A 1,994-nucleotide genomic window follows, 5' to 3' on the forward strand; every position below is an offset into this window, starting at 1 on the left:
GGCCGAGGCTGTGTGGAAACTCCCTTGATGGTCACCTATATTGAGCCAATCCGTCTGAACGAGGTGGTGGCCCATGAAGCGATTCATCGAAGGCGAGGACCGTCAGCAGGTCACTCTGCTGCCAGAGTGCCTTGACGACTACATCGGTGAAGACAACCCGGTWCGAGTCGTYGAYGCSTTCGTCGAGGAAYTGGAYCTTCWKGCMYTGGGCTTCGAAGGCRTTGARCCYGCAGCRACMGGKCGSCCYTCGTAYCACCCRTCRGTCCTGCTGAAGCTCTACATCTACGGTTACCTGAACCGCATCCAGTCGAGCCGTCGCCTGGAGCGCGAGGCGCAGCGCAATGTCGAACTGATGTGGCTCACAGGCCGCCTGGCCCCGGACTTCAAGACCATYGCYGATTTCCGCCACGACAAYGGTSCSGGCATCCGCAACGTCTGCAAGCGCTTCGTCGGCCTGTGCCGCGACCTCAAGCTGTTCACGCACGCCATCGTGGCCATCGACGGCAGCAAGTTCAAGGCGGTCAACAGCCGCGATCGCAACTTCACTGCCGGCAAGATCGACGCGCGCCAGCGGCAGATCGAACAGAGCATCCAGCGTTACCTCGACGCCCTTGAGACAGCCGACCGCACGCAGCCCGCGGAGATCGAGGCCAAGACCGAACGGCTGCAGGACAAGATCAAGAAGCTGCGCGAGCAGATGAAGCAGCTCGACGACACCAAGGAAGAGTTGAAGAAGGAACCCGATGGGCAACGCTCGCTTACCGATCCCGACGCGCGTTCGATGAACTCGCAGGCCAAGGGCTCGGGCCTGGTGGGCTACAACGTCCAGGCGGCCGTCGATGCCAGGCACCACCTGATCGTGGCGCACGAGGTGATCAACGAAGGCAACGACCGCGCGCAACTCAGCAACATGGCACAGGCTGCGCGCGAGGCAATGGGCAAGACCAAGCTGCAAGCCCTTGCCGATCGCGGCTACTTCAACGGCACGGAGCTCAAGGCCTGCGAGGACGCGGGCATCACGACCTACGTGCCCAAGCCGATGACCTCGAATGCGAAGGCCGAGGGGCGCTTCGACAAGAGCGACTTCATCTATATCGCGAAGGACGACGAGTATCAGTGCCCCGCGGGAGAGCGAGCCATTTACAGGTTCAGCACGTTAGAGAGAAATGGCCTCCAGGCGCGCTTCTACTGGACCAGCGCCTGTCCCTCATGCCCGATAAAAGAACAGTGCACGACCGATGACTACCGCCGCATCCGTCGATGGGAGCACGAGGAAGTGCTCGAACGTGTCCAGCAACGCCTGGACCGCAAGCCCGTCGCGATGACGCTGCGAAGGTGCACCGTGGAGCACGTGTTCGGAACGCTCAAACACTGGATGGGTTGGACGCACTTCCTGACGAAGAAACTGGAGCACGTGAACACCGAGATGAGTCTGCACGTGTTGGCATACAACCTGAAGCGGGTGATCGCAATCTTGGGTATTGCCAGAACGATGAAAGCGATGAGATTGCTGGGGACGTGAGCCCCTTCAATGGCCTTTGCAGTTCGCGCATCAACTCAGGAGCAGAGCCAAGGCGCACGCTTGTGCGACGAGACTACTGGATGACTTCATCGCGCCAATGACGGCCGTGCGTTCGGCATACTCGCAAGTCAAAGCCGTTTGCACACGGCCTCGGCCAACGTCGATGCAGTCTGATTGTTCGAAGTAGAAAATCATGTGTGGAAAGCGAGTCAATGACCAAAAGCGCAGCCCTGGCAAGTTGAGCTCGTGTGCGTAGCGCGTGGAGCCCGTGCCAGGGTATCGGCTGATGTGGACGTAGGCTTCTTCGAGTTCGTCGATGAAGCTAAGGGCAGCACTCGCTGCGCCCTCTCCCAGGTAGTAGGCAATGGCGTCTTCAATGTCTCGGTTTGCCTGTTCTCGCGGGACGACCGTTTTTGACTTCACCTCTTGCCGCCGTCCCGGCCTGCCTTTTTGCCCGCGGCGCGCACCCTCC

At 60.4% G+C, this 1,994-nt stretch carries 2 protein-coding genes; one reads left to right on the plus strand and one right to left on the minus strand.

The features are described 5' to 3' along the window. Window positions 1–73 precede the first annotated feature (73 nt). Window positions 74–1,522, plus strand: coding sequence for an IS1182 family transposase (locus AC1DN9_RS29955; RefSeq protein WP_478106001.1), 1,449 nt, complete (start codon window positions 74–76; stop codon window positions 1,520–1,522). A 30-nt stretch (window positions 1,523–1,552) separates the two neighbouring features. On the opposite strand, the gene AC1DN9_RS29960 is transcribed toward AC1DN9_RS29955, so the two are convergent. After that, window positions 1,553–1,994, minus strand: a 442-nt coding sequence (locus AC1DN9_RS29960; protein ID WP_478106002.1) for a type II toxin-antitoxin system RelE/ParE family toxin, incomplete at its 5' end; no start/stop codon positions are given.

It is taken from the genome of Variovorax sp. 05L425, from assembly GCF_056397705.1.